This window comes from Pseudomonas sp. BP01, from assembly GCF_022760795.1.
Taxonomy (GTDB): domain Bacteria; phylum Pseudomonadota; class Gammaproteobacteria; order Pseudomonadales; family Pseudomonadaceae; genus Aquipseudomonas; species Aquipseudomonas putida_Q.
The window spans coordinates 22,632-44,206 of the sequence record NZ_JAFBKA010000040.1 but is presented as its reverse complement, the minus strand read 5'-3'; the positions used below and the strand labels follow the sequence as shown (position 1 = coordinate 44,206).

17 protein-coding genes and 1 pseudogene are annotated in these 21,575 nt (G+C 62.4%); 5 read left to right on the top strand and 13 right to left on the bottom strand.

Annotation, left to right across the window (positions count from 1 at the left end; translation table 11 throughout):
• Nucleotides 1–5: 5 nt before the first annotated feature.
• A complete protein-coding gene (locus tag JOY50_RS25670) occupies nucleotides 6–1,259 on the bottom strand; it encodes a serine hydroxymethyltransferase (protein WP_138736484.1) in 1,254 nt (417 codons plus the stop codon).
• 339 nt (nucleotides 1,260–1,598) lie between these two features.
• Here JOY50_RS25670 and JOY50_RS25665 point away from each other — a divergent pair, with 339 nt between their 5' ends.
• Nucleotides 1,599–2,639, top strand: coding sequence for a low specificity L-threonine aldolase (locus JOY50_RS25665; protein WP_019470190.1), 1,041 nt, complete (start codon nucleotides 1,599–1,601; stop codon nucleotides 2,637–2,639).
• A gap of 105 nt (nucleotides 2,640–2,744) precedes the next feature.
• Here JOY50_RS25665 and mcpH read toward each other — a convergent pair whose 3' ends face one another.
• From mcpH to JOY50_RS25650, 3 genes are all read right to left on the bottom strand, one after another.
• On the bottom strand, nucleotides 2,745–4,682 hold the full coding sequence (gene mcpH, locus JOY50_RS25660; RefSeq protein WP_132842942.1) for a methyl-accepting chemotaxis protein McpH: 1,938 nt from the start codon (nucleotides 4,680–4,682) through the stop codon (nucleotides 2,745–2,747).
• 186 nt (nucleotides 4,683–4,868) lie between these two features.
• Entirely contained in the window at nucleotides 4,869–5,171 is a 303-nt protein-coding gene (locus JOY50_RS25655; protein ID WP_016484532.1) for a cell division protein ZapA, read from the bottom strand.
• Complete coding sequence (locus JOY50_RS25650) at nucleotides 5,168–5,398, bottom strand: hypothetical protein (RefSeq protein ID WP_019470193.1); 231 nt, start codon at nucleotides 5,396–5,398, stop codon at nucleotides 5,168–5,170. The genes JOY50_RS25655 and JOY50_RS25650 overlap by 4 nt, the downstream gene beginning before the upstream one ends.
• 276 nt (nucleotides 5,399–5,674) lie before the next feature.
• Here JOY50_RS25650 and JOY50_RS29380 point away from each other — a divergent pair.
• Nucleotides 5,675–6,445: pseudogene (locus tag JOY50_RS29380) on the top strand (MCP four helix bundle domain-containing protein); the annotation flags it as partial.
• Entirely contained in the window at nucleotides 6,428–7,300 is an 873-nt protein-coding gene (locus JOY50_RS29375; protein WP_404943662.1) for a methyl-accepting chemotaxis protein, read from the top strand. The pseudogene JOY50_RS29380 and the gene JOY50_RS29375, both read left to right, overlap by 18 nt.
• A 131-nt stretch (nucleotides 7,301–7,431) precedes the next feature.
• On the opposite strand, the gene gbcB is transcribed toward JOY50_RS29375, so the two are convergent.
• Nucleotides 7,432–8,532 (bottom strand): glycine-betaine demethylase subunit GbcB, encoded by a 1,101-nt coding sequence (gene gbcB, locus JOY50_RS25640; protein ID WP_019470196.1) that lies wholly within the window; start codon nucleotides 8,530–8,532, stop codon nucleotides 7,432–7,434.
• Between the two features lie 308 nt (nucleotides 8,533–8,840).
• On the opposite strand from gbcB, the gene gbcA reads away from it, so the two are divergent.
• Nucleotides 8,841–10,133 carry a glycine-betaine demethylase subunit GbcA gene (gene gbcA, locus JOY50_RS25635; protein WP_016484527.1) on the top strand — a complete coding sequence of 431 codons (1,293 nt, stop codon included), beginning with the start codon at nucleotides 8,841–8,843 and terminating at the stop codon, nucleotides 10,131–10,133.
• A gap of 82 nt (nucleotides 10,134–10,215) precedes the next feature.
• On the opposite strand, the gene JOY50_RS25630 is transcribed toward gbcA, so the two are convergent.
• From JOY50_RS25630 to JOY50_RS25600, 7 genes are all read right to left on the bottom strand, one after another.
• Nucleotides 10,216–11,052 (bottom strand): RHS repeat-associated core domain-containing protein, encoded by an 837-nt coding sequence (locus JOY50_RS25630; protein ID WP_132842937.1) that lies wholly within the window; start codon nucleotides 11,050–11,052, stop codon nucleotides 10,216–10,218.
• Nucleotides 11,053–11,985: 933 nt separating this feature from the next.
• Entirely contained in the window at nucleotides 11,986–12,756 is a 771-nt protein-coding gene (locus JOY50_RS25625; protein WP_132842933.1) for an electron transfer flavoprotein subunit beta, read from the bottom strand.
• 10 nt (nucleotides 12,757–12,766) lie between these two features.
• Nucleotides 12,767–13,999 carry an electron transfer flavoprotein subunit alpha/FixB family protein gene (locus JOY50_RS25620; RefSeq protein WP_243056054.1) on the bottom strand — a complete coding sequence of 411 codons (1,233 nt, stop codon included), beginning with the start codon at nucleotides 13,997–13,999 and terminating at the stop codon, nucleotides 12,767–12,769.
• Entirely contained in the window at nucleotides 13,999–15,951 is a 1,953-nt protein-coding gene (dgcB, locus tag JOY50_RS25615) for a dimethylglycine demethylation protein DgcB (RefSeq protein WP_243056053.1), read from the bottom strand. The genes JOY50_RS25620 and dgcB overlap by 1 nt, the downstream gene beginning before the upstream one ends.
• Nucleotides 15,952–16,115: 164 nt before the next feature.
• Entirely contained in the window at nucleotides 16,116–18,176 is a 2,061-nt protein-coding gene (dgcA, locus tag JOY50_RS25610) for a dimethylglycine demethylation protein DgcA (protein ID WP_016484521.1), read from the bottom strand.
• Nucleotides 18,177–18,191: 15 nt separating this feature from the next.
• Complete coding sequence (locus tag JOY50_RS25605) at nucleotides 18,192–18,722, bottom strand: DUF5943 domain-containing protein (RefSeq protein WP_019470202.1); 531 nt, start codon at nucleotides 18,720–18,722, stop codon at nucleotides 18,192–18,194.
• 77 nt (nucleotides 18,723–18,799) lie between these two features.
• Nucleotides 18,800–19,777 carry a dipeptidase gene (locus tag JOY50_RS25600; RefSeq protein WP_019470203.1) on the bottom strand — a complete coding sequence of 326 codons (978 nt, stop codon included), beginning with the start codon at nucleotides 19,775–19,777 and terminating at the stop codon, nucleotides 18,800–18,802.
• Nucleotides 19,778–20,060: 283 nt separating this feature from the next.
• Here JOY50_RS25600 and JOY50_RS25595 point away from each other — a divergent pair, with 283 nt between their 5' ends.
• Nucleotides 20,061–20,462: a lysozyme inhibitor LprI family protein gene (locus tag JOY50_RS25595; protein ID WP_132842927.1), complete on the top strand. Its 402-nt coding sequence runs from the start codon at nucleotides 20,061–20,063 to the stop codon at nucleotides 20,460–20,462.
• 127 nt (nucleotides 20,463–20,589) lie between these two features.
• On the opposite strand, the gene JOY50_RS25590 is transcribed toward JOY50_RS25595, so the two are convergent.
• Nucleotides 20,590–21,534 (bottom strand): GlxA family transcriptional regulator, encoded by a 945-nt coding sequence (locus JOY50_RS25590; RefSeq protein WP_132842924.1) that lies wholly within the window; start codon nucleotides 21,532–21,534, stop codon nucleotides 20,590–20,592.
• Between the last annotated feature and the right edge of the window lie 41 nt (nucleotides 21,535–21,575).

Here is a 21,575-nt window from a genome sequence, read left to right as displayed (position 1 = left end):
TCCACTCAGCGGTAAACAGGGAAGTCTGCGCACAGCGCCGCGACGTTCTTCGCCACATCGGCTTCGACGTCTGCGTCACCGAGGTTGTCGAGGATGTCGCAGATCCAGCCGGCCAGGGCCACGCACTGCGCAACCTTGAAGCCGCGGGTGGTGACGGCCGGGGTGCCGATGCGCAGGCCCGAGGTGACGAACGGCGACTGTGGGTCGTTCGGCACGGCGTTCTTGTTGACGGTGATGTGCGCGCGGCCCAGGGCGGCGTCGGCATCTTTGCCGGTGAGGCCCTGGCGGATCAGGCTGACCAGGAACAGGTGGTTGTCGGTACCACCGGACACCACGTCGTAGCCGCGGTCGATGAACACCTGGGCCATGGCCTGGGCGTTTTCGATCACTTGTTGCTGGTAGGCCTTGAAGCCAGGCTCCAGCGCTTCCTTGAAGCACACGGCCTTGGCGGCAATCACGTGCATCAGCGGGCCGCCCTGGGCGCCCGGGAATACAGCGGCGTTCAGCTTCTTCTCGATCTCTTCGTTGGACTTGGCCAGGATCAGGCCGCCACGAGGGCCGCGCAGGGTCTTGTGGGTGGTGGTGGTCACCACATCGGCGAACGGGATCGGGTTCGGGTACAGGCCAGCGGCAACCAGGCCGGCTACGTGAGCCATGTCGACGAACAGCAGCGCACCCACCTTGTCGGCAATGGCGCGGAAGCGTGGGAAGTCGAGGGTTTTGGAGTAGGCCGAGAAACCGGCAACGATCATTTTCGGCTTGTGCTCGACCGCCAGGCGTTCGACTTCGTCGTAGTCGATCAGGCCGGTGTGGGTGTTGATGCCGTACTGCACGGCGTTGTACAGCTTGCCCGAGGACGACACTTTGGCGCCGTGGGTCAGGTGGCCGCCGTGGGCCAGGCTCATGCCAAGGATGGTGTCACCGGCCTGCAGCAGGGCCAGGTAGACGGCGCCGTTGGCCGACGAGCCGGAGTGCGGCTGGACGTTGGCGTAGTCGGCACCGAACAGCTGCTTGGCGCGCTCGATGGCCAGGGCTTCTACCTTGTCCACGTGCTCGCAGCCGCCGTAGTAGCGCTTGCCCGGGTAGCCTTCGGCGTACTTGTTGGTCAGGCCGCTGCCTTGGGCCTGCATGACGCGCTTGCTGGTGTAGTTCTCCGAGGCGATCAGCTCGATGTGATCTTCCTGGCGCTGTTCCTCGGCATTCATCGCCGCCAGCAGTGCGTCGTCGTAACCCTGGATCTGGTCTTGCTTGCTGAACATCGTGTATCTCCCGGCAGCGATCGTTTTTTGTCGTGGGGCACTGTGGCCCTTTGTGGCGATGGTATGACTGGCCGGGTCGGGTCAGATGCCTGCGCACGCCTTGCAATGGCGCGTTTACGACATTCGTTTTGCACTGGGTTCTCTGGCCCTATCGCCGGCAAGCCAGCTCCCACAGAAATTGCAGCGTCCTCAAGCCCTGTGGAGTACCTGTGGGAGCTGGCTTGCCGGCGATAGGGCCTGTACAGCCAAAGCTGAAAATCAGCCGATACACAGCTTGTATAGGCAACCGCTGAATCGATGGTTTAGAGTGCTGTTCTGCGTCGTTCACAGGACCGTGTCATGACAGATAAGAGCCAACAATTCGCCAGCGACAATTATTCCGGTATCTGCCCCGAAGCCTGGGCGGCGATGGAAAAGGCTAACCACGGCCACGACCGCGCCTATGGCGACGATCAGTGGACCGAGCGCGCCTCGGAATACTTCCGCAACCTGTTCGAAACCGACTGCGAGGTGTTTTTCGCCTTCAACGGCACCGCCGCCAACTCCCTGGCCCTGGCCTCGCTGTGCCAGAGCTACCACAGCGTGATCTGCTCCGAGACCGCCCACGTCGAAACCGACGAATGCGGCGCGCCGGAGTTTTTCTCCAACGGTTCCAAGCTGCTGACGGCGGCCAGCGTCAACGGCAAGCTGACCCCGCAATCGATTCGGGAGGTTGCCCTCAAGCGCCAGGACATCCACTACCCCAAGCCACGCGTGGTGACCATCACCCAGGCCACCGAAGTGGGCACCGTGTACCGCCCCGATGAGCTCAAGGCGATCAGCGCCACCTGCAAGGAGCTGGGCCTGAACCTGCACATGGACGGCGCGCGCTTTACCAATGCCTGCGCGTTCCTGGGTTGCAGCCCGGCCGAGCTGACCTGGAAGGCCGGCGTCGATGTGCTGTGCTTTGGCGGCACCAAGAACGGCATGGCGGTGGGCGAGGCGATCCTGTTCTTCAATCGCCAACTGGCCGAGGACTTCGACTACCGCTGCAAGCAGGCCGGGCAACTGGCGTCGAAAATGCGCTTCCTGTCGGCGCCGTGGGTGGGCCTGCTGGAAGATGGCGCCTGGTTGCGCCATGGCAACCACGCCAACCATTGCGCGCAGCTGCTGGCGTCGCTGGTGAGTGACTTGCCGGGGGTGGAGCTGATGTTCCCGGTGGAGGCCAACGGGGTGTTCCTGCAAATGCCGGAGCCTGCGATTGAAGCGCTGCGCGGCAAGGGGTGGCGGTTCTATACCTTTATCGGCAGCGGCGGGGCACGGTTCATGTGTTCCTGGGATACCGAGGAAGAGCGGGTGCGCGAGCTGGCGGCGGATATCCGCAGCATCATCACCGCCTGACAGGCCCCAATCGCCGGCAAGCCAGCTCCAACATGGACCACACAACGCTCAGGCCTGTGGTGATCCTGTAGGAGCTGGCTTGCCGGCGATGAAGCCCACACCGATCTAGAGCCTGAACCCACCCATCTGCCGCGCCAGGTCATCAGCCAAACCACGCAACGCCTGGCACTCCTCGCGGCAGCCCTGCACCTCTGCCGCCGTCTCCCGCGCCAGGTCAGAGATGCCCTGCACCGTGCGGTTGATCTCTTCGGTCACCGCCGACTGCTCCTCGGTCGCCGTGGCCACCTGATGGTTCATGTCGCTGATGTGTTCCACCTGGTCGGTAATCGCACCCAGCGACGCCCCGGTGCGCTGGCTCGATTCAACGCCACTGCCGGTCGCCTGCTGCCCCGCCTGCATCGAGCTCACCGCCGAACCCGCGCCCTGCTTCAAGCGTTGGATCATCTGTTGCACTTCGTCGGTGGACAGCTGAGTGCGCCGCGCCAGCGTGCGCACTTCGTCGGCCACCACAGCAAACCCGCGTCCCATTTCCCCTGCCCGCGCAGCCTCGATGGCGGCGTTCAGTGCCAGCAAATTGGTTTGTTCGGAAATGCTGCGAATAACCGCCAGAACCTCATCGATAGAGGCGACTTCGTCGGCCAACTGGCTGACTGCATCGGCTGCCTTGCCGATGTCGCCCGACATGCCCTCGATGCCCTGAATCGAACGCCGTACCACCTCGCGCGCCTGCAAGGCCTCATCCCGTGCCGACTGCGAGGCCTGCGCCGCATCACCGGCATTGCGGGCAATGTCCTGCACAGTCAGGCCCATTTCGTGTACGGCAGTGGCAACCATTTCGGTCATTTCCTGCTGCCGCCCTGAGCGTTCTGCCGTGTTGTCCACCACCTGGGTCACCTGCTCAACCGCCCGATGCAGCCGTTCGGAAGTCTGCAACACCTCGCCAATCAGGCTGCGCTGGCTGTCGAGAAAGCGGTTGAAACCCCGGGCCAGGTCACCCAGTTCGTCCTCGCGCGAATCATCCAGGCGGTGGCTGAGGTCGCCTGCGCCACTGCCAATCTGTACCAGCGCAGCGGTGACGCGGCGCACAGGGCGCACCAGGCCCCGCGCCAGCAGCACCACCAGCAGCAGCGACACCAGGGCCACGGCGCCACCGATCAGGCTGGTCAGCCATACCGCCTGATGCATTTGTGCGTAGATTTCCGACTCCGGCACCTCGGCTACCAGGGTCCAGTTGAGGTCGCGCAGGGGCAGGCCGAGAGCCAGGTAACGCTCGCCGTCACGGCTGAAACGGCTGCTGCGCAGGCCCTCGCCGCCCGTCATCACGGCCTTGGCAGCGTCCGTACCGAGCTGCTCGGTGAGCTGGCGCTTACCGCTGAAAGCTGCGTCCGGGTGCACCTGGATCAGGCCGTCGTTACGTACCAGGAAGACCTTGCCATGCTCGCCAAAGCTGAAGTCGTGAATCAGCTTCGACAGCTCGGTCATGCGCAGGCCCATGCCGGCCACGCCCACCAGTTGACCATTTTTTTCCACGCGGTAATCGATGAACAGCGCCAGCTCCCCGGTGGCACCGTCAATGTCGATATTGATAAACCGTTCGGCGCCGCTGTCGATGTAGCCGTAGAACCACTTGTCCTTGGGGTTACTACGGCTGAGGGTGCGGTCCAGGCCATTCTCGTTGTAGTAGTGGCCGGTTTCGGTCGAGGCAAACAAGGTGGTGAAGGCTCGGTTGCGCTGTTTGGCGGCGTCCAGGTATTCGATGAATGCTGCAGCGTGCGCGGGGTCTTCACCGGCCGCCAGCCAGTCGCGTAGCAGGGTGTTGCCGGCAATGTCCGCCGCAGCCACCAGTGGCTGGCCGAGCATGCGCTCGATGTCATTGCGGATGGCCTCGACACTGGCGGGCAGGGCAGTGTCGACCAGGTAGCGGTCGGTAAGGCGGTTGAGCGCCACGGTGAAAATGATGACCACCACCAGGATGCTGGCCAGCAAGGCGGCGCCCATGCTGGTGATCAACTGCCACTGGATGCTTTTACGCCAGATACGCATGCCCTACTCCCCCGCACATTATTGTTTTGGGTGAAGTGTATACACTTGCGTATCCAGTTAATCCAGTGACCTGGAACAATGAGTTGGGGCTTTGGGGCTGCTGCGCAGCCCATCGCGACACAAGGCCGCTCCTACAGGGGAACGCATAACCCTTGGAGGAGCGGCCTTGGGCCTTTCAGCTATCGATCAGGACTCTGCAATGGTCCGAACGATGGCGTCCACCGTGGCGTCGATCTGCGCCTGGGTACGCGCAAGGGTCTGCTGATGTTCTTTCTGCAGTTCAACCTGTTTGGAGCACAGGTTAAGGGCAGCCAGCACCAGCAGCTTGTCCCCGATCAGGGTCGGGTACTGACGCTTGGTTTCGTTCAGGGCGGTGTTGAGCATCCGCACCGCCTGGGCCAGGGTTTCTTCCTGGCCTTCGGGCGCCTTGATCGAATAGTCGATGCCGAGAATCGACACCACATTGACCGGCTGCTCTTGCAATCTCATGCGCCAACAACGCCAGCGCTGGCGCGATCAACCAGGGCTTGCAGGCGGGCGGCGGTGCTGCCGTTCTTCTCTTCCTGCTCCATCAGCGACAGCTGCAGGGTTTCGTTCTCTTCCTTTGCCTGGGCCAGTTGCGTGCCGAGGGCAGCGTTCTGCTCGGTGAGTTGAGCGTTTTTCTGCATCAGGTCGCTGACCAGTTGCTCGATTTGATTCAGGGAAGCTTCCAGCATGGGTCTATCTCAGGTTGTTGCGAGGGGCGCACACGATAAAGAAAAGCGCGGCCCATCGCCATTAAAAATCGGATTCACAAGGTGTCTGGCCCGCAGATTGACAGGGTAATCACCCCCTTGTTCCGACCTGGGTCAACCGCCGGTCAGGAAAAGGTTAGCTACCTCACAATTTTTGCGGGTTGCACTCAAGACTGACCAGTCACGACCGATAGCCCGGCAAGTCATGTTTTGTCGCACTTTGCGCACTCTTTATCCCTTGCCTGGATCCTCCTCTCCATGTCTTTACGTAACATGAATATCGCCCCGCGCGCGCTGCTCGGCTTCGCGCTTATCGGCCTGCTGATGCTCGGCCTCGGTATCTTCTCGCTGGTGCAGATGGGCAACATCCGCCAGGCGGGCGTGGCCATCGAGCAAGTCAGTGTGCCCAGTATCAAGATCCTCGACGAAATCACCGCGCTCAACCTGCGCATGCGCACCCTCTCCTACCGCCTGCTGACCAACCGCGAGCCTGCAATCCAAAGCGATACCCTCAACCTGCTGGCCCAGCGCAACAGCCAGATCGACCGCGCACGCCAGGCCTACCTGCCAATGATCGGCGCCGCCGACGAACAGGCCGCGTTCGAACAGTACGGCCAGTTGCTTGAGCAGTACCGCCAACTGGAATCGCGCATGCGCAGCCTGAGCCAGGCCGACCGCGTCGACGAACTGCGCGACCTGCTCAACCGCGACCTGCTGGCCAATTCCGAACAGATCAACAAGGTCATGGACACGCTGGTGCGCATCAACACCGACCAGACCCGCGCCACCAACGAGAAAGCCGCCAGCCAATACGCTGCGGCCTTTGCCCTGGTGATCGGCCTGCTGGTTGCGGCTACCGTGCTGACCTTCGCCTGCGCCTTCCTGCTGACCCGCAGCATCGTCAAGCCGATCGATGAGGCACTCAAGTGCGCAGAGCAAGTCGCCGATGGTGACCTGACCCATGTCATCCGCGCCGAAGGTACCGACGAAGCCGCGCGCCTGCTGCGCGCCATGGCCCGCATGCAGGACAAGCTGCGCGACACCCTGCAGCAGATCGCAGGCTCTGCCACCCAGCTGGCCTCAGCCGCCGAAGAGCTGAATGCCGTCACCGACGAAAGTGCCCGTGGCCTGCAACAGCAGAACAACGAGATTGAACAGGCCGCCACTGCCGTCACTGAAATGACCAGCGCTGTGGAAGAGGTGGCGCGCAATGCCGTGAGCACCTCGGAAGCCTCCAGTGAAGCCAGCCGTTCTACTGGCGACGGTCGTGACCTGGTGATGGAGACCGTGGGCGCCATCGAGCGCATGAGCGGTGATGTGCAGGCCACTGCCAAGTTGATCACGCACCTGGCCGAACAGTCGCGTGACATCGGCAAAGTGCTGGATGTGATCCGTGGCCTTGCGGACCAGACCAACCTGTTGGCACTCAACGCCGCGATCGAGGCAGCCCGTGCCGGTGAAGCAGGCCGTGGCTTTGCCGTGGTGGCGGACGAGGTGCGCGCACTGGCGCACCGTACCCAGCAGTCGACCAGCGAGATCGAACGGATGATCGGCAGCATTCAAGGCGGTACGGAAGAGGCGGTGGAATCGATGCGCACCAGCACCGAACGTGCCGAGTCGACGCTGAACATCGCCCGTGGCGCGGGCATGGCGCTGGATACCATTGCCGGGGCAGTGGCGCAGATCAACGAGCGTAACCTGGTGATTGCCAGCGCGGCGGAAGAGCAGGCACAAGTGGCGCGGGAAGTGGACCGCAACCTGGTGAACATCAATGACCTGTCGGTGCAGAGTGCTACCGGGGCGCATCAGACCAGTGCGGCGAGTGCTGAGCTGTCGCGCCTGGCGGTTGACCTTAATGGTCTGGTAGCCCGTTTCCGCACCTGAAAAGTTGGGGCCGCTTTGCGGCCCATCGCAGGCAAGCCAGCTCCCACATCGACCGCGTGTGCAGTACCTGTGGGAGCTGGCTTGCCGGCGATGGGCTGCGAAGCAGCCCCCTGCAATCTCGGATCAGTGGATCAGTAATCGATCCGCACATCCCCTTTCGGCACGCTGCAGCACGACAGGATGTAGCCCTCGGCTTCATCCTCTTCGGTAATGCCGCCGTTGTGCTCCATCTCCACTTCGCCACCCAGCTTCAGCACCTTGCAAGTGCCGCAGATGCCCATGCCGCAAGCTTTCGGGATCATCAGGCCAACCTTGGCCGCCGCCGCATGCACGGTCTCGCCCGGGGCGATGCGGATGCTCTTGTCGCTGCCGATGAACTCCACCAGGTTGAGGTCGGAAACATCCAGCTCCGGTGCATCGGCCGCCTGCTCGGCGTGCTCCACTGCATCGGCCTTGGCCTCAGGTGGCGTCGCGCCGAACGACTCCTCGTGGTAGTTCTTCATGTCGAAACCGACCGCTTCGAGCATGCGCTTGACCGCCGTCATGTAAGGCGTCGGGCCGCAGCAGAACACCACGCGCTCCATGTAGTCAGGGGCAATCAGCTCCATCAGCCGCTGGTTCAGGTAACCGCGGTACCCCGCCCATGGTTCGCCCAGGCCATGCTTCTCGCAAATGATATGCAGGCTGAAGTTGGGGATGCGCGAAGCCATCTGTTCCAGCTCGCGGTGGTAGATGATGTCTTTCGGTGAACGGGCGCTGTGCACGAACACCATGTCGACATTGGCGTTGGTGTCGTAGAACCAGCGCGCCATCGACATGACCGGGGTAATGCCCACACCGCCCGACAGGTACAGCGCCTTGCCCGCCGGGAAGTCGATGGCGTTGAACAACCCCACCGGGCCGTGCACCGGCAGCTCGGCGCCTTCGTGCATGGTGTCGTGCAGGAAGTTGGACACCAGGCCGCCCGGCACGCGCTTGACGGTGATCGAGAAGCTGTACGGCACCGACGGCGAACTGGAAATGGTGTAGGAACGCATCACCGGCTTGCCTTCGATCTCCAGCTCCAGGGTGACGAACTGCCCGGGCTTGAAGAAGAACATGATCGGCTGATCGGCCATGAAGCAGAAAGTGCGCACGTCCCAGGTCTCCTGGATGACCTTGACGCAGCGCACGATGTGGCGGCCGTTGGCCCAGGTCTGGGTGGTGACCGGATTGAGGAAGGTATCGGACATGTTCATCTCCAGCAGCCGACTATTGGGCTTTTTATGGCTCGGATAATGCGCAAGCTTGCGACTGCATACATTCCTGCCAGCGACATCGGCGTGCTTATCGCGACCAGCCCCGCACTACAAGGGCTGGCGCGTCGTAATTCAAATCGGCCATGTCGCCCATGGATACGGTTCGTAGCAGCTTCGGACGCACACTCCACGGCAAATAAACACGCCAGCTGTTTAAACAAAGAGCCGCTGAAAACAGCCTTGCGGCAACAACAACGATTAGCCACCTTTTGCCGGCCGCACACGGCCCCGAGGAATACACGATGGACGTCACCGCAACCCTGAGCCTGGGCGATCCACTTGAACCTGCACGCAAGGCGACCGCCGAGATGCTGCAGACCCGCGAGCGCACCTACTCGCTGCCCCAGCCTTTCTACACCGACGAGCGTCTGTTCCAGATCGACATGCAGGAGATCTTCCAGAAAGAATGGTTGATCGCCGGCATGACTTGCGAAATTCCGGCGAAAGGTAACTACATAACCCTGCAGATCGGCAAGAATCCGATCCTGGTGGTACGGGGTGCCGAAGGTAAGGTGCACGCCTTCCATAACGTCTGCCGCCACCGTGGTTCGCGTTTGTGCGTAAGCGACAAAGGCAAAGTGGCCAAGCTGGTCTGCCATTACCACCAGTGGACGTATGAACTGGACGGCCGCCTGCTGTTCGCCGGCACCGAAATGGGCGCCGACTTCGACATGAAGGAATACGGCCTGAAGCCGGTACACGTGAAGGTGGCCGGCGGCTACATCTTCATCAGCCTGGCAGAAAACCCGCCTGCCATCGACGAGTTCCTGGCCACCCTGGAACACTATATGGAACCGTACGACATGGAGAACACCAAGGTGGCGGTGCACACCACCTTGATGGAAAAGGCCAACTGGAAGCTGGTGCTGGAAAACAACCGCGAGTGCTACCACTGCAGCGGTTCGCACCCGGAGTTGCTGCAAACCCTGCTGGAGTGGGACGACACCAACGACCCGCGCGCCAGCCAGGAATTCAAGGACCACGTGGCCGCTTCGGCCGCCGCCTGGGAAGCCGAAAAAATCCCGTACCTGCACAAGAGCCACGGCCTGCGTAACCGTATCGTGCGCATGCCGCTGCTAAAAGGCACGGTATCGATGACCATGGACGGCAAGCAGGCCTGCCAGAAGCTGATGGGCCGCATCAAGAACCCTGACCTGGGCTCGATGCGCATCCTGCACCTGCCGCACTCTTGGAACCACTGTATGGGCGACCACATGATCGTGTTCACCGTGTGGCCGATCAGCGCCCAGGAAACCATGGTCACCACCAAGTGGCTGGTGCACAAGGACGCCGTGGAAGGTGTCGACTACGACCCTGAGCGCATGCGCAAGGTGTGGGACGCCACCAACGACCAGGACCGCCGTTTGGCGGAAGAGAACCAGCGTGGGATCAACTCCACGGCGTACCAGCCTGGGCCTTACTCGAAGACCTACGAGTTTGGTGTGGTGAACTTCATTGATTGGTACAGTGACCGCGTGTTGGCCAATTTGGGCGCAGAGCCTGCTCCATACCTGAAAGAGGTGAAGGCGCAGTGAGTATTTAGCGTTAGCCTGCCGCGCTCCACTTGCCTGGCGAGTTGGAGCGCGTCAGCCGACGTTTGGATACCTTGGCCTGCCGCTACACGGGGACGTCATGCGGGGTCGGGCGCGCTGACCTTATCCTTGCCGCTACTGCTGTAAACCCCCTGCCCGCGTTAGCGAACATCTCCTCCACCATCGTCACATCCATGAAAGTCTCCAGAGCGACCACGGGAATTTCACGCGGGTTTGCCCACAAGTAACTCGCAACCTCACGTGCTGCAGCAAAGTTACCTATCGAACCGCCGCTCAGGTTGGTGACTGAATTCACCACGCCCAATACATCTGTCGCTGTCTGGAAGGCAGGCGTCACACCAGAGATCGCAGCAGCCAACTGCCCAGCTACCCCAGCGCTCCCGGTTATGAAAAACTGCTGATTCGAGACCCTGGATGCATGAGGCAGCTCCTGATGGTGCACGGAGGGCACATGCCCGCCTCCCCCCGCAGGGTTATTGTTGGCCCGGAAAGCGGCCCTGCGCCCCACTACATTCTTGGCAGTACGTGCCAACGAGCCGAACAACGTAGCACCGCTGGACGCCACGCCAACGATTCTGAGCACGACACCCCAGAAGGCCCCGCTCGGGTCATGGCGATTCACGGGATCGCCACCACAATAGGCGTATGCCTGGATACCTCCCTTGCCGAACGGGCTTAGCGAGTCAGAGCTGATGAACCGCCTCAGGCTCGGACTGTAGAAGCGGCGACCATTGCCCAGCGGATAACAGCCGGTCAGCGGATCCGGATGCTGACCACAGAAAGCCAGCCCTGGTAGTAGTGCGGTGCTCAAGGCACCGTAAGGCGAAAAAGCGCGCGCCTCGTGACGTCCCCTACCCAATACAGAGTGCTGGCGGTCGATGCTTAGCAGGAATGTCGTCATGGTTATCCACAATTCACGGGAGCGTGTGGACAGGGTAATGAGGGACGTTGCGTTTGCGTACTGGCAAAAATAACAGGCCGGCAACTGGTCACTATTCAACCAATCCCGTCAAGGCTCCGCGCTTTCTGGGCTACAGCGATGTTCATACACCTTGTCCACAGAGCCACTAACAGAGTTTGTGAGCAAAACGCGGCAATGCAGCCTTTGTTCTGTGGATAAGCGATTCAAGGCCTTGATAATCATGGATCAGGAGGTATTCGCCCCAATTTGATCATTTTTTAATCAACTCCTCACAAGCCATGACCTGCGCGGCTTTCAGGTAGTGCCGAACAGATTATCCACAGACCCGCTAACAGCCATTGTGGGCAAAACCAGCCAGAGGTACGCATATTTGTGTCTGAGGAGCCAGCTCGGAGCTGATCAGTTTATGATCAAAACTCTGTAAGCCACGTCATATATGGCCCCTAGCCATGCACCAACACTTTATCCACACCTTGGCGAACAGATTCCGTGGGCAAAACACAGGCGTACCTGATATTTCTGCCAGTTTCGTGAAATGCAGCGATGTGATGGGGTAATGGCTACTACTTTGGCATTATCCAGGAGTGACTTATGCACAGCTGCCAGGAGGGCACTGTGAAGTGGTTCGACGAAGGGCGGGGGATTGGGGTGATCAGCGTCGAAGGTCAAACCCGGGAATTCCTGGTTCTACGCTGCGCAGCGGTGAATGTGGGGTTGTCGAGGGGGATGCGGGTGTCATTCAATCCTGTGACCGAGGCATTGGGCTGCTGGGCGTTCAATGTGGTCAGGGAACAACATTAGCCTGTCAGGGCCAATCGCCGGCAAGCCAGCTCCCACAGGTATTGCACTGAACCCGTAGGCAGTGGTGATCCTGTGGGAGCTGGCTTGCCGGCGATGAGGCCAGTAAAGGCCTTAGCGCAGCACGCCTTCGTCCACCAGCAGCTTGAGGATGGCCTCGGCGCCTTCCTGTGGCGAAACATCCTTCAGCACCTTGCCACCGCCGCCACTGGCCTTGGCCGTTGCTGCTTTCATGCGGTCCGCACCGCTCTTGGCCTTGATCACCTTCAGGCGCTTGGGCCGAGGACGGGCCGGTTGCAACTCGGCATCGGCCAACAACTCATCTTCGACAATGGCCACATTACGCGCCGCCAGCACACCACGTCGCGCGGGCCCGAATGCGCTCTGGCGCGGCTTGGGCGCAGCGTTATCCACAGTCGCCAGCAACGGCAGGCGCACTTTCAGCCGGCGCCGCTGACCCCGCGGCAAGGCCTGCAATACCTGGGCGGTGCCGTTTTCTATCGACTCCACTTCGGCCAAACCCACGATCAACGGCCAACCGAGTTTTTCGGCCAGCAGAAATGGCAACATGCCCGACCCTTCACCCGTCTCGGCCTGGCTACCGGTCAGCACCAGCTGTGCTCCGGCGTCGCGCAGGTAATCCCCCAGCACGCCCAGCACATCGGCACCGGCCGGCTGCTCCAGCACGTCAAGATGGTCCAGGCCCATGCCCAGGTAGGCGCGCAATGCTTCTTCCTGTGGGTTGCCGGCATGCACCACCTGCAAGTTATCCCCAGCCAGCTGCAAACCCAGCTCCACAGCGCGGGCATCCTGCTCGGCGCGGCGGGCGCGGCCAGAGCTTGGGTGGGCACCGATGGAAACCAGGCTGATCACTTTCGTACTCATGCTCGTGCCCTTATGCCGCGTCGCGCTGGCCGCCGCTGCGGTAGTTGTCCACAGCCTCGATCAATGCCTTGAGAATCGCCGAGCTGTCGCCAATCACCGACAGGTCGGCCCGTTTGATCATGTCGCAACCCGGGTCCATGTTGATCGCCACCACCTTGTCGCAAGCGCCGATACCCTGCAGGTGCTGGATGGCACCCGAGATACCCACAGCCACGTACACGCGTGCGGTGACCCAGGTGCCGGTGGCGCCCACCTGGCGGTTGCGCGGCATGAAGCCGTCGTCCACCGCCACCCGCGAGGCGCCTTCGGTGGCGCCAAGGGCTGCGGTGGCCTGGTGGTACAGGTCCCAGTCCTTGACCCCGTTGCCGCCCGAGATGATGAACTCGGCCTCGGCCATGGCAATGGTGGCCGGGTCCACGGCCACCGAGCCCAGGTCTTCGATGCGCGACAGGCTGCGCGCTACGCCTGTGGACAACTCCACCGGCAACGCTTCGTGGCGGGTTTCGCTGACCGGCTCGGCGCACTCGGCCGCCGCCAGGATCAGGCGCGGCACGGCACGTTGCAGGTCTTGCTGGCCGGCACCGGCGCGGCCGATGCACTGGCCGTCCTTGACCTGCCACACCCGCGTGGCCGGGCGCTCGCCCAGCGCCGCGCCCAGGCGTCGGCCCAGTTCGCCGCCACCGCTGCGGCTGTCGGGCAGCAGCCAGTGGCGCGGGGTGAACTGGTTATCCACAGCCCGCAGGCCCTGCACCAGTTGCTCCGGTGCATAACCCTCGAAGGCCTCGCCTTCGATGACCAGCAGGCGGTCGACGCCGGCTGTGGAAAAGTTGCTTTCCTTGTGCTCGTTAAAGACTACCGCCAGCACCGCGCCGTCACTGCCGGCCAGGCTGTGGGCCAGGCCGAGCAAGTCGCGGTCGTGGCTGCTCAGGCGGCCACCGACCATGTCCGGCACCACGGCGATGTAGAACGCCGGCGCCAGCACCTGGTGCAGCGGCAGCTTGACCTCCGCCGCCGCCGTGCGCCGCCCGCCCACACCCGTGCCCTGCTGGGCGCCGCTGCGGTCGATGCGCTTGATGCCGGCCGGGCCGATGAAGCCTGCGGCAATCGCATGGGGGTTCTTGCGAATGAGGCCGTTGGGCCCCATCCAGCTGGTCTGTTGCGTCTGCATGGCCGCGTGCAGCGGATGCAGGCGGTTACGGGCGATCCACTCGGCGCGTGGGTCGCGGCGGATAATGTCGCTCATCAGTGCACCTCCGCAGGTTCACGTTTAGCCGTTTGCGGCTTTGCGGCAGACGGCGCGTCCTCTTCGATCAGCACGTCGGCCACCAGTTCGGCCAGGTCCTTGATCTGCGGGCGCGGCTCGACCACGCCTTCGAGCATGGCGGTGCACTGCGGGCAACCCACGGCCACCAACTCGGCCTCGGTTTCGCGAATGTCGTCCATGCGCATGTCGGGGATACGCTGCTTGCCCGGGATGTCGGTGATCGGCGCACCGCCGCCACCGCCGCAGCAACGGGAACGGAAGCCCGAGCGCTGCATCTCGCGCACTTCGATACCCAGCGCCTTGAGCACTTCACGCGGCGCTTCGTACTCACCGTTGTAGCGGCCCAGGTAGCACGGGTCGTGGTAGGTGACGCTGCCGCCCTTGTGCTGGCCGAGGTTGAGCTTGTTGGCCGCGATCAGTTCGGCAATGTAGGTGCTGTGGTGCTGCACCTGGTACTCGCCGCCCAATGCGCCGTACTCGTTCTTCAGCACATGGAAGCTGTGCGGGTCGCAGGTGACGATGCGCTGGAACTTGTACTTGGCCAGGGTCTGGATGTTGCGTTTGGCCAGTTGCTGGAAGGTCGCTTCGTCGCCCAGGCGGCGGGCAACGTCGCCACTGTCGCGTTCTTCCAGCCCGAGCACGGCAAAGTCCACGCCCGAGGCCTTCAGTACTTTGACAAACGAACGCAGCGTGCGCTGGTTGCGCATGTCGAAGGCACCATCGCCAACCCAGAACAGCACCTCGGTGGTTTTCACCTCCGACAGCAGTTTCAGGTTGAGGTCGGCTGCCCAGTTCATGCGACCGCCGGGGGCGAAGCCGCCGGGGTTGTCGGTGGCGATCAGGTTATCCAGCACCTCGGCGCCCTTGTTCGGGGTGGCGCCCTTTTCCAGGGTGAGGTGACGGCGCATGTCTACGATGGCATCGACGTGCTCGATCATCATCGGGCATTCCTCGACGCAGGCACGGCAGGTGGTGCACGACCACAGCGTTTCAGCGTCGACCAGGCCATTGACGATCGGCTGGTGCGGATGACCGCCATGTTCACCGATCGGCTGGCCCGGGTAAGGGCTGCCGGCAAACTTGGCGTCCGTGCCACCGGCCAGGCCGATGACCATGTCCTGAATGAGCTTTTTCGGGTTCAGCGGCTGGCCAGCGGCAAAGGCCGGGCACATGGCTTCACATTTACCGCACTGCACGCAGGCGTCGAAGCCCAGCAGCTGGTTCCAGGTGAAGTCCGCCGGCTTTTCCACGCCTAGCGGTGCGTTGGGGTCTTCCAGGTCCAGCGGCTTGAGGCCGGTGGAACGGCCGCCGCCGAAGCGCTCGGCACGGCGGTGCCAGGCCAGGTGCAGGGCACCGGCGAAGGCGTGCTTCATAGGGCCGCCCCAGGTCATGCCGAAGAACAGTTCCGACACGCCCCACAGCACGCCCAGGCCAAGTACCGCGACCATCACCCAGCCACCGGTGTTGGCAGGCAGGATGCCGGCAACCGGCAAAGTGGCAATGAAGAAGCTTGCCGCAAACACCAGCAGGCTTTTCGGCAGGCGCATCCACGGGCCTTTGGACAGGCGCGAAGGCGGATTGAGCCGACGTTTGAAGACGAAGATGGCACCGCTGAACATGATCACCGTGGCGACCAGCAGCGCGTAGCCAAGGATCTTGCTCTGCAGGCCGAAACCGTGCACCAGAATGGCCAGCGCGGCTGACAGTACGAAGCCGCCTGCGGTGGCCACGTGGGTCTTGGACATGTATTTGTCGCGCTCGACCACGTGGTGCAGATCCACCAGGTAGCGGCGCGGCATGGCCAGCAGGCCGCCGATCAGGTTGACCTTGGACGGCCGGCCACGCCGCCACATGCGCACCCGGCGCAGGGCGCCGAGCACCGCCAGGCCAAGGGCAGCGAACAGCAGAATAGGTAGAAGGGTGTTCAACATGGGAGGCTCCCACAACAACAGCTGAATTCTTGCGCCGCTATGCCCCTTGTGGGAGCGGGCTTGTCCCGCGAAGACGTCCGGCCTGACAACATCGTTGTTGGTGCTGACGCATTCGCGGGGCAAGCCCGCTCCCACAGGGGTCTACGGCGTTTAGGCGCGCTGGATCAGAAATCCTTGCACAGCCGCAAGGCGTCGTAGATCGCCGCATGCACGTTGCGCTGGGCCACGCAGTCGCCGATGCGATACAGCAGGTAGCCTTCGCCCGGCTGGCTGAGGATCGGCTGCGGCTTGATGGCGAACAGCGCCTCCACATCGATCTGGCCCTTGTTGCGCGAGCCGTCCTTCAGCGCGTAGTACAGCGCTTCATCAGGCCGCACGCCGTTCTCGATCACCACCTGGTCGACCACGCGTTCTTCCTTGGCGCCGGTGTATTCGTTCTCCAGCACCGCCACTAGCTTGTCGCCTTCGCGGTAGACCTTTTCCAGCATCATGTCGCCGGTCATGATCACTTCCTTCGGGTACATGCTGCGGTAGTAGGTCGGGAAGGTCGTGCCGCCCATGGCCACGCCCGGCTTGATGTCGTCGGTGACGATTTCTACCTGGCTGCCTTTGTCGGCAATGTAGTCTGCTGCCGACATGCCGGTGAATTCACAAATGGTGTCGTACACCAGCACGTTCTTGCCCGGCGCAACCTTGCCGTCGAGCACATCCCAGCTGCTGACCACCAGCCCTTCGGCAGCGCCCCAGTGCTCGTTCTGCTCGACGAACGGATGGCCGCCCACCGCCAGCACGATAACGTCCGGGCGCAGGTCCTGGATGGCGTCCACGCTGGCAGCGGTACCCAGGCGCAGGTCCACTTTCAGGCGCGCCAGCTCCAGCTGATACCAGCGGGTGATGCCGGCGATCTGGTCACGCTGCGGTGCCTTGGCGGCAATGGTGATCTGCCCGCCGATCTGGTCTTTCTTCTCGAACAGGGTCACATCGTGGCCACGTTCGGCGGCCACGCGGGCTGCTTCCATGCCGGCCGGGCCTGCGCCAACCACCACCACCTTGCGTTTGACGCCGGTGGTCTTCTCGATGATGTGCGGCACACCCATGTATTCACGGGAGGTCGCGGCGTTCTGGATGCACAGTACATCCAGGCCCTGGTACTGGCGGTCGATGCAGTAGTTGGCACCAACGCACTGCTTGATCTGGTCAATCTGGCCCATCTTGATCTTGGCAATCAGGTGCGGGTCGGCCATGTGCGCACGGGTCATGCCGACCATGTCCACGTAGCCGCCTTCAAGGATGCGCGTGGCCTGGTTCGGGTCCTTGATGTTCTGCGCGTGCAGCACCGGGACCTTGACCACTTCCTTGATGCCGGCCGCCAGGTGCAGGAACGGCTCTGGCGGGTAGCTCATGTTGGGGATGACGTTGGCCAGGGTGTTGTGGGTGTCGCAACCCGAACCAACCACGCCAATGAAGTCGAGCATGCCGGTGCCGTCGTAGTAGGCGGCAATCTGCTTCATGTCCTCGTGGCTGAGGCCATCCGGGTGGAACTCGTCGCCACAGATACGCATGCCCACGCAGAAGTCGTCGCCCACTTCGGCGCGCACGGCTTTCAATACTTCCAGGCCGAACTTCATGCGGCCTTCAAACGTGCCGCCCCATTCGTCGGTACGCTTGTTGACCCGCGGGCTCCAGAACTGGTCGATCATGTGCTGGTGCACCGCCGACAGTTCCACGCCGTCCAGCCCGCCCTCTTTAGCACGCCGCGCAGCCTGCGCGTAGTTGCCGATGACGCGCCAGATCTCTTCCACCTCGATGGTCTTGCAGGTGGCGCGGTGCACCGGTTCGCGGATGCCCGACGGCGACATCAGGGTAGGCCAGTTGAAGCCGTCCCAGCGCGAGCGACGGCCCATGTGGGTAATCTGGATCATGATCTTGGCGCCATGCTTGTGCATGGCGTCGGCCAGGTTCTGGAAGTGCGGGATGATGCGGTCGGTCGACAGGTTGACCGACGCCCACCATTCCTGCGGGCTGTCGATGGCGACGACGGACGAGCCGCCGCAGATCGCCAGGCCGATGCCGCCCTTGGCCTTCTCTTCGTAGTACTTCACGTAGCGGTCGGTCGTCATGCCGCCGTCAGTGGCGTAGACCTCGGCGTGCGCGGTGCTGAGCACGCGGTTGCGGATGGTCAGTTTGCCGATCTGGATCGGCTGGAACATTGCTTCGAATGCCATGACGCTATCTCCGGCTTACAACGGCTTTGTAACGAACAGGCCATCTTCGTGGCCTTCTTCCGACCCACCGTAGACTTGTTCGGCCACGGTGCGGATCGAGCTGCCACGGGCAGCGAGAATCTGGTCCATTGCGCCGGCGAACCAGCCGGTGAACATGTAGTCGACCTTGCGGCCAACCTTGCCGTACACGTACACGAACGCCGAATGCTTGAGCTTGACGCTGCAGGTGCCTTTGTCCAGGTCGATGTCCTGGATCTCGAACAGGCCCCAGCCACGCTGGGACAGGCGCTTCATGTAGTGCTCGAACACCGCCACGCCTTCCAGGCCATGGCACTCGGCTTCTTTCTCACACCAGTGCCAGGCGGACTTGTAGCCGGCCTTGTAGAGGATCTCGGCGTAGGCGTCGGCGCCCAGCACTTCCTCGATGCCCATGTGGTTGTTGACGAAGAAATGGCGCGGCACGTACAGCATCGGCAAGGCGTCGCTGGTCCAGACACCGGTCTCGCTGTCGACTTCGATTGGCAATTGCGGGGCGATCTTGGCCATGGAAACTCAACTCCATACAAATTTTTATGTGGGTGCCCCGGCGTTGCTGGCAGGGGCTATCAGGCTTGGAGAGCGGCTTACTCGCCCCAGACGTCCTTGAGGACGTTGACCCAGTTCTCGCCCATGATCTTGCGCACCACACGCTCGGAGTGGCCGCGCTTGAGCAAGGTTTCGGTGAGGTTGGGGAATTCGCCCACGGTGCGGATGCCCAGCGGGTTGATGATCTTGCCGAAGTTGGTCAGGCGACGGGCGTAGCCCTTGTCATGGGTCAGGTACTCGAAGAACTCCTGGCCATGGCCCTGGGTGAAGTCGGTGCCGATACCGATGGCGTCTTCACCGACGATGTTCATGGTGTACTCGATGGCTTCGGCGTAGTCGTCGATGGTCGAGTCGATGCCTTTGGCAAGGAACGGCGCGAACATGGTCACGCCGACGAAGCCGCCGTGGTCGGCGATGAACTTCAGCTCTGCGTCCGACTTGTTGCGCGGGTGCTCTTTAAGGCCCGACGGCAGGCAGTGGGAGTAGCAGACCGGTTTTTTCGATTCGAGGATGACCTCTTCGGAGGTCTTGGAGCCGACGTGGGACAGGTCGCACATGATGCCGACGCGGTTCATTTCCGCCACGATCTCGCGGCCGAAGCCCGACAAGCCGCCGTCACGCTCGTAGCAACCGGTGCCTACCAGGTTCTGGGTGTTGTAGCACATCTGCACGATGCCCACGCCCAGCTGCTTGAACACATCCACGTAGGCGATCTGGTCTTCGAATGCATGGGCGTTCTGGAAGCCGAACAGGATGCCGGTCTTGCCCAGTTCCTTGGCCTTGCGGATGTCGGCGGTGGTGCGCACCGGCATCACCAGGTCGCCGTTGTCGCGGATCAGCTTCTGGCTGGCGGCGATCTGGTCGACGGTTGCCTTGAAGCCTTCCCAGACCGACACCGTGCAGTTGGCCGCAGTCAGCCCGCCTTTGCGCATGTCCTCGAACAGCTCGCGGTTCCATTTGGCAATGATCAGGCCGTCGATGACGATGCTGTCGGCGTGAAGTTCGGCTGGGCTCATCAGGCTGTCCCCTTTTATTGAATGTTGGCGCCAAACCTTGTGTCGGCGCTTTGGGGCCAGCATATGCCTGTGCCCAAAGGCGCCCCGATGCAAAAACGACAGGGGGTTTGCCGAAAGCGTCAATGCGCGACAACACGCCCTCTGGCACGCCTTCTGGCGATGAGAGACAGTCTCGATAACGACATTTCTGGCTGCTTTATGAACATTTGGACAGGTGGCTACCACCGCGCCTTCGTCTGAGCGAGAATCCCTGCGATTCGTCAGCCTGTTGAGGAGAAAAGGGATGAAATTATTGGCATGGCTGGTATTGCTGGCCGTCGTATCCGGCGCCCAGGCCGGCGAGGAAGAAAGCACCCCGTGCGACAACGTCGAGACCGACCAGCAGACCTACGCCTGCGCGGCGTTCAACAAGCAGACGGCCGAGCGGGAGTTGAAGTCGGCTTACGATGACTTGATCCAGCGCATCCGCGATCAATATGCCGACGAAGGCGACCAGGCCACTGCCCTGATCGGGCGCATGGATGCAGCCGAAAAGCTGTGGACGCAGTTGCGCGATGCCGATTGCAAGGTCGAAACCTATGCCGAAAAGGCGGGGAGCAAGGCGTTCCAGGCGGCGTGGGATACTTGCGTGGCGCAGCGCAGTGATGACCGGTCGGAGTACCTTCAGTCCATTGGCCAGCAGTGAAATCCCTGTTTCCTGCACAGGCCCTATCGCCGGCAAGCCAGCTCCCACAGGTACCCCACAGCATTCAAAACCTGTGCAATACCTGTGGGAGCTGGCTTGCCGGCGATAGGGCCTGTGCAAGAGGAAATCAAACTGCCCTGGCCAACCTGTCCTCCCGCGGGCAACGCTGGTACCGCGCCCGGTAACAGCGGGTAAAGTACGAAGCCGACTCGAACCCGCAAGCCACCCCCACCTCCAGCACACTCATGTCGGTCTGGCGCAACAACTGCCGTGCCTTGTCCAGCCGCAGCCGCAAATAGAACCCACTGGGCGTGTCGTCCAGGTGCACGCGAAACAGCCGCTCCAGCTGGCGCCGGGTCACCTGCACCGCTTCTGCCAGCACCTGGGTATTGAGCGGCTGCTCGGTGTTGCGCTCCATTTCGCCAATCACCTTCACCAGCTTCTTGTTGCTGATGCCATAGCGGCTGGCAATCTGCATGCGCTGATGGTCCTGTCGCTGGCGGATACGCCCGAGCACGAATTGTTCCGACACCTGCACTGCCAGCTCGCTGCCGTGAGCCTGTGCAATCAGGTCAAGCATCAGGTCGATCGACGCCGTACCCCCAGCGCAGGTGATGCGCCTCCGGTCGATCTCGAACAGTTCCTGGGTGGCCTGCAGGCTCGGGTAGTTTTCCTTGAACGCCTCCAGCGCCTCCCAGTGCACAGTGGCGCGGTGGCCGTCGAGCAGGCCGGCCTCGGCCAGTACAACGGCGCCGGTATCGATGCCGCCCAATATCACCCCTTCATGATCCAGGCGGCGTAGCGCCTGTTGCAGCGCCGGGCCATAACAGGCCAGGGGATCGAAACCGGCCACGATCAGCAGAATGCCGGCAGGCTCGCCCGCGGCCAGGGCCGCATCGGCGTTTACCGACATGCCGTTGCTGGCCTGCACCGCACCGCCATCCAGGCTCAGTACCTGCCAGCGGTACGACGGCCCCTTGAACCGGTTGGCTACCCGTAGCGGCTCCAGGGCACTGATGAAGCCCATGGCCGAGAACCCGGGCAACAGCAGAAAGTGAATGTTTTGCAGCATTGCATGCTCCACGGCAAAGGTGGTCGCCTCCGTGCAAGTGT